The 6,245-nt window shown below is 63.5% G+C and carries 4 protein-coding genes; 2 read left to right on the forward strand and 2 right to left on the reverse strand.

Annotated elements, in window-relative coordinates:
- Positions 1-42 precede the first annotated feature (42 nt).
- Complete coding sequence (locus WAN71_RS26415) at positions 43-939, forward strand: RyR domain-containing protein (protein ID WP_422228155.1); 897 nt, start codon at positions 43-45, stop codon at positions 937-939.
- Between the two features lie 99 nt (positions 940-1,038).
- A complete protein-coding gene (locus WAN71_RS26420; protein WP_422228156.1) occupies positions 1,039-3,423 on the forward strand; it encodes a RyR domain-containing protein in 2,385 nt (794 codons plus the stop codon).
- A gap of 27 nt (positions 3,424-3,450) precedes the next feature.
- Here WAN71_RS26420 and WAN71_RS26425 read toward each other — a convergent pair whose 3' ends face one another.
- Both WAN71_RS26425 and WAN71_RS26430 read right to left on the reverse strand, forming a co-directional pair.
- A complete protein-coding gene (locus tag WAN71_RS26425) occupies positions 3,451-5,016 on the reverse strand; it encodes a zinc ribbon domain-containing protein (protein ID WP_422228157.1) in 1,566 nt (521 codons plus the stop codon).
- A gap of 159 nt (positions 5,017-5,175) precedes the next feature.
- Positions 5,176-6,245: branched-chain amino acid aminotransferase (locus tag WAN71_RS26430; RefSeq protein ID WP_422228158.1), on the reverse strand; the 1,070-nt coding region annotated here is incomplete at its 5' end.

Below are 6,245 nucleotides of genomic sequence, written 5' to 3' on the forward strand. Positions count from 1 at the left end.
CACATCGTGGTCGCACACCTCGATCCGCTTGGCGACTGGTTGGTGTACCACGCAGCGCGCGCCTGGTACGAGAAGCGCGGTGACAGCCGCGAACCGCTGGTGGTCACCATTTTCGACCACCACCCAACGGATCGTGTTGAGGCGTTGCTGGGCCAGCACCCCGCGCTGGAAAAGGCGTGCAAATTCGCCACATTCTTTGCGACCGCCCGAGACATCAGCCACTTGCCTGAACACCACCGTAGTGCAGACACGCCGCCGATCAGCCGGGCGTACGTCACCTCCTACCTTGACGCGAACGCGTTCGAAACGGCGCTCCAGCTGCGCCACGAACTGGACCCGACAATCCCGGTGGTGGTTGCGCTGTCCCGGCTTCACGGAGTTGCCGGGCTGCTGGACGACGTCAAAGAGGCCGGCGCGCTGTCGAACATCGACGTCTTTGCGAGCATGGAACGGAGCTGCACCGCAGAACTCGTGCGGGGCGGGTCGTTCGAGCCGATGGCGCAGGCCATTCATGAACGCTGGCGCCAAGAAGCAATCGCCAAAGGCGAGACTGCACCCACGTGGCAGGAGCTTGACGAATCCCGCAAGGAGTCCAGCCGCGACCAGGCGCGCCACATCCCGATCCATTTGCGCAAGGTTGACTGTGCTATCGCACCGTTACGTGACTGGGAAGCGAAGGATTTCACCTTCACCGATTCAGAAATCAAAATCCTGGCAATCGCCGAACATGAGCGTTGGAACCGCGAACGCATCGCCGATGGCTGGACGCTGGCCGACGAGAAGAATGTCGAACGGAAGGAGACCCCGTATCTGCTGCCGTGGGAGCAGCTAAAAAAGCTGTACCCGGACACCGCCAAATTAGACCCTCTGTATATCAGAGCGGTGCCCGCCATTCTCGCTTCGGCGGGCCTGCAGATCATTCGCATCCCCGCCGAGTAGGACCCGCTCACAGCATCCGTCGGCGTGGCGCATTCCAACCCGAGTACTGCGCTTCGATGCCATCATCTTTACTGCGCCCCAAGCAGGAAGAGAGGTCGAATGCGACGCAGCGCCGCACCTTCCCGCTCGGTGCAAGCCGCGCTGTTAGCTGTTGCTCTGATATTCCTCGGGTGGCTATGCATCCTGGCGGCCCGTGCCTCCGCCGCCGACCGGTTGCCGAACTGGTTGAGGTGGTTTGGCCGCCCGGGATCGGCTACGACGATCGCGATCGTGGTAGGCGTGGTCGTCGTGCTGTGCGTGCTGAGCTTTCGTACGCACAGTGCCCGTCGGTCGGGCAACGTTCCGGTCGTGGTCGTGGCCGGCCTTGCCGCGACGGGCGCCGTACTGGGCTTCAGCTCATATTGGAGTTGCCACGATGCCACTCATCCGGTCTTCTTTCAGCCATTGATCTGGACCGTCTCATTAGTAAAAGGCGGCGTAAGCGATTTCTCGCTGGGCGGGCACGTCTGCCCCAGCCCCACCCCGGACGGTCTGTGGGTTGCGCGGCTCGCAGCGCTGGGCGCGATTTTCTTCGGCCTCGCCGGTGTAGTGATCGCATTGTTCCGGTCACAGGTGGACCGACTGCGCGCCAGCCTCGCTCACTCGGTCACCGCCGTTGTTGGTATCGACGACGAAACCCGGTCCATGGTCAGTGCGATCGCCAGGACAATGAACCGGCGCAGCACATTGGTCGTCATCACTGCCGGACCCGATGAGCCGGGAGTACACGAGGCCAGAATCCATGGTGGCCGGGTGGTATCGGTGGACTTCAACGCTCCGGACGCCCTCAAATCGCTGTCGCTGTGGCGGAACCTCCAGCGGCTCTACCTCATGTCAGCCGATCCGATGACCAACCAATTATGGCTGGACGCGATCACGGGCGCCCTATCCGCAGTCGGTCACAAGCAGCGGCTGCCCCTCACCGTGCGCGTAGACAATCCGTGGCAAGCCGAGGCGTGGCGCGCCCAGCAGCTCGGCGGATCCGACACCCGATGGGCGGCCGACGCCGTTGGCAAATACGAGGTCACTGCTCGCTGGCTACTCGAAAACATTATTTCGACAGCCACCGTTGAGCGTGTATTTATCTGCGGCACATCAGAATTAACGTTAGCACTGTGTGCGGACTTGACTCGCCGACAGCTGGAATACGACTACTACTCCACACCGGGCGAAACCGTGTTGCCAACAGTGAACCTGGTCGGCTCAGACGCCGAGGAGTACCGACAGGATCACGAATTCCATCGCAGGCAAGTCGGTTTCGTGTCAACCGGGCCGACCATCGACGCCACACTGCAGGCACCGACCGTGTCAGTCCTGATGAGCCTGATCGGAGAAACAGACGGGTCAACCAACGCCGTGATATTCGTCGACGACAAGGCGCACGGACCGTCCACGGCAAGATCAATCGGTACCAGGCTGGCTGCGCGTTTTCCGACCATGCCCATTTACATCTGGGACAACGACGCCCAGATGGCCGAAGACCCGTTACCCATCGTCGGCCGGCTACGGACGTACCGACTGGCGCTCGATATTCCCGAGGGACAAGCCCAGGATGTCTGGGAACGAGCGGCGAAGCTGATTCACCAGCGCTACATTGCCGACATCGGACCGGAGCCGAACCCTCCCCCCGCGAGGTTGCCGTGGCCACAGCTTGACGACTTCTACCGCGAGTCGAATCGACGCCAGGTCCGCAATGCGCTGTGGATGGTGGAGCAGATCGCCGAACACACCTGGAACACGTGGGGCCGCCCTCCGGAGCCGCTGGGTGTGCACGACATGGCCGGATTGACCGCGTTGCAACGGCTCGCGCGCATGGGCTTTGATCACGACGCCGCGATGAAAATGGCAAAGGCGGAACACGAAAGCTGGTGCCGCTACTATCGCCGCAACCACTGGAAGTACGGCGCCGTCCGCAATGACGAGAACCGAATCCACAACAAGCTCGTTGAGTGGTCCGCGGTCGAAGCCGACGAGGAGTTGCTCAAGTCCGCGGTGTCGAGCCTGGCGGCTACCCTGTGGAGCCTGCGCCAGCTCGGCTATCGCTCACGTCCGGTGTGGCGCCCGTTCACCCGGGTCGGAACGGTCATCGCCGAACAGCGAAACACACGCTGGACGTGGACGTCGCAGTCCGGTGAGACCATGCAGGCCAACGCCGGAGACTGGCAGGTCGAGGACGATGGGGAGACCTGGTCGGTACGCGATGACATCTTCCGAACCAGTTATGAGCATGTCGCGGGCAACCAATGGCGAAGGCGCGGAGATGTTTTAGCTCGACCAGCGCGGCCGGGCGAGACCATCGAGACCCTGGAAGGAGCGACGACAGCCGCCGACGGCGACTGGGTGGTGCGGGGCGCCGGAGGTGAGGAATGGCCCGTTCCCGCCCGCGACTTCGCGGAGCGCTATACCGAACTCGAGGCGCCCGCAGCCGCGACCGCGAACCCCTAAGGACTTGATCGCCGAGGAACCGGGTCCCTACTCCATCGACACCATCATCTGCGCGCCGTCTGTCAACGCCGCGTCGAACGCGTCGTGGGTCCCAGCGTAGAAATTGAATAGGCTCGACATGCCGGTTGTGGCGTTGTACAGCGTCACCCATCCGCCGTAGATCTGGCCTGTGCCCTGATTGGTTTGGATGTCAGCGGTGTAGTCGACCTCGAGCAGCTGTTGGAAGTTTTTGCCCTGCAACTTCTGCGGCTGCGCCGGGTACTGCTGCACGTTGGTGAACCCGGAACTCTGGATGTTGTGGTTGATCAGGAAGGTTGACTCTTGTCCGATGTCCGAGGTGTTCGCGCTACCCGCGTTAACGAACAGGCCGGCGCTTTGGTTGCCCTTGATGAGGTCGGCGGATTGCTGACCTTGGCGGATAACCTTCCATCCGGGAGCGACGGTCATGCTGTTTCCGTCCACCAGGTTGATGGTGCTGGCGGCGCCGGCCGCCAGCGGCGTAGAAATCGACGCCAATCCGATATCCCCCCAACGGCTTTCGGCGGAGCCGTCCATCGTTCGGCGGATGGACCCGACCGCTGACGCACTGTGCGGAGCGATACGACTGCTGCCACCCTGCCCCGGCGGCGTGGGATTCGTTGCAGCACCGCCCAATACCACCGCGACGCTGACTACCGCGGCAATCACGACGACTACCGCCACCACAGCGGCGACCAACCCGGCATGCAGTCGATGCTCTGCCTGCCCGGCCACCGGCACGCCCGTCTCCGCACCGGGGTCGGCGAGCAACGCCGCGTGCAGCCCGTCACGAGCCGCGGCCAGACCCGCCCCGGCCAGCACCAACGCCACCAGCGCGGTCAACACGATGCCGCGGGTCCCGTACGGCTGCAACAAGGTGGTCGCCAATTCATAGGCCACCATCAACACCAATCCCTGGATCACGCCGGCGACCGGACCGGCTCCCAGCCGGCGCAATCCCAACACACCGACCATGGCCGCCGTCGCCAGCACGATCGGCTGCAAGAAGCCCAGCGTCAAAGAAATGAACGCGACGTGCGCCGGATCCCCCGCTGTGGCGTGCACATGCGTGAACGCTCCATGCTGGACCACCACGCTGAGCCCCAACGACAGCGCCGCGCCACTGAGCGAGCACGCCACCACCACATCCATCGGATGCCGGAATGCCGAGCGCGCGCTGACCGCCCACGGGGCGATCACCACCGCCACAAACGCCGCCACCGGCACCAGCACACCCAATTCAAGAATGCGGTTGACCGGCGGCAGGTGGTAGCCCGTCGAACCCGCCGCCACCAGCTTGATGAAATGGGTCTCCAGCAGCCCGACTCCGACACCGAGCAACACCGAAAGCCCAAAGGCCACAACGATCAGCGTGAGCGGCTCGTCGTGCCACAACCGGTGATCGTGGATGTAGACCAACACGGCCGCCGGCAATGCCACTGCTGTCAACACCAGCGCCACCGGCAGCGACCCCAACCCCGCGGCGATCAACGCCGCCAACAACGCCAACGCGATGACGTTGCGGTACACATGATGACGCGCTGCTGCCAAATGCGGCATCAACGTCCCGATCACGGCAACTTGGCGAGGCGACCCTTGCGGCGTCGGACTACTCGGGCTACTCGGGCTGACCATTTCATACCTCCAGGGGCGGAATTGCGCGCAGAAGCCTACGGCCAAACGCGACGCAACACGGCCAAATCAGGTCAACTCATCGTCCGGCTGACGCGGCCGTCAGCCCAGCTTCGACATCCAGCCGTGGGTGTCGGCGAAAGTTCCGCGCTGAATGCCGGTCAGCGTGTCACGCAGCGCCATCGTCACCTCACCGGATTCGCCGTCGCCGATGGTGAATTCGCTCTCGCCGTACTTCACGTGTGAAATCGGAGTGATCACCGCGGCAGTGCCGCACGCGAACACCTCGGTGATTTCGCCGGCGGCGGTCTTTTTCTGCCACTCGTCGATATCGATCTTGCGCTCCTCGACGGCAAAGCCAGCGTCAGTTGCCAACTGCAACAAGGAATCCCGAGTTATGCCCGGCAACAGCGAGCCGGACAGCTCAGGGGTGACCAGCCGGGCCGATCCGCCGCTGCCGAACACGAAAAAGATGTTCATCCCGCCCATCTCTTCGATGTAGCGGCGTTCGACGGCATCCAGCCACACCACTTGTTCGCAACCGTTGTCGGCGGCCTCCGCTTGTGCGACCAACGACGCCGCGTAATTTCCGCCGAACTTCGCCGCTCCGGTGCCGCCCGGGCTGGCGCGCACGTATTCCGTTGACACCCACACGGTGACCGGTTTGATGCCGTGTTTGAAGTAGGCGCCGGACGGTGAGGCGATCACCAGGTAGCGATACCGCTTCGACGGGCGTACCCCCAGCCCCGGCTCGGTGGCGAAGACGAACGGCCGTAGGTACAAGGACTCCTCGCCGCCGGCCGGCGGAACCCACGCCTTGTCGACGACGATCAGTTGCCGCAATGACTCAATGAACAGTTCGTCGGGCAATTCGGGGATCGCGATCCGCCGCGCCGAGGACCGCATCCGCGCGGCGTTGGCCTCGGCGCGGAACGACACGATCGACCCATCCGGCCATCGGTAGGCCTTAAGTCCCTCAAATATCTCCTGCGCATAATGCAGCACGATCGCCGACGGATCCAGCTCAATCGGGCCGTAGCCGATGACCCGCGCATCGTGCCAACCCTGTCCATCGGTGTAATCGATCGACACCATGTGGTCGGTGTGATACCTGCCGAAACCGGGGTCGGCCAGTATCGCGTCGCGTGCCTCGTCGCTGGTCGGGTTTGTGG

This window comes from Mycobacterium sp., assembly GCF_049280035.1.
Lineage (GTDB): Bacteria > Actinomycetota > Actinomycetes > Mycobacteriales > Mycobacteriaceae > Mycobacterium.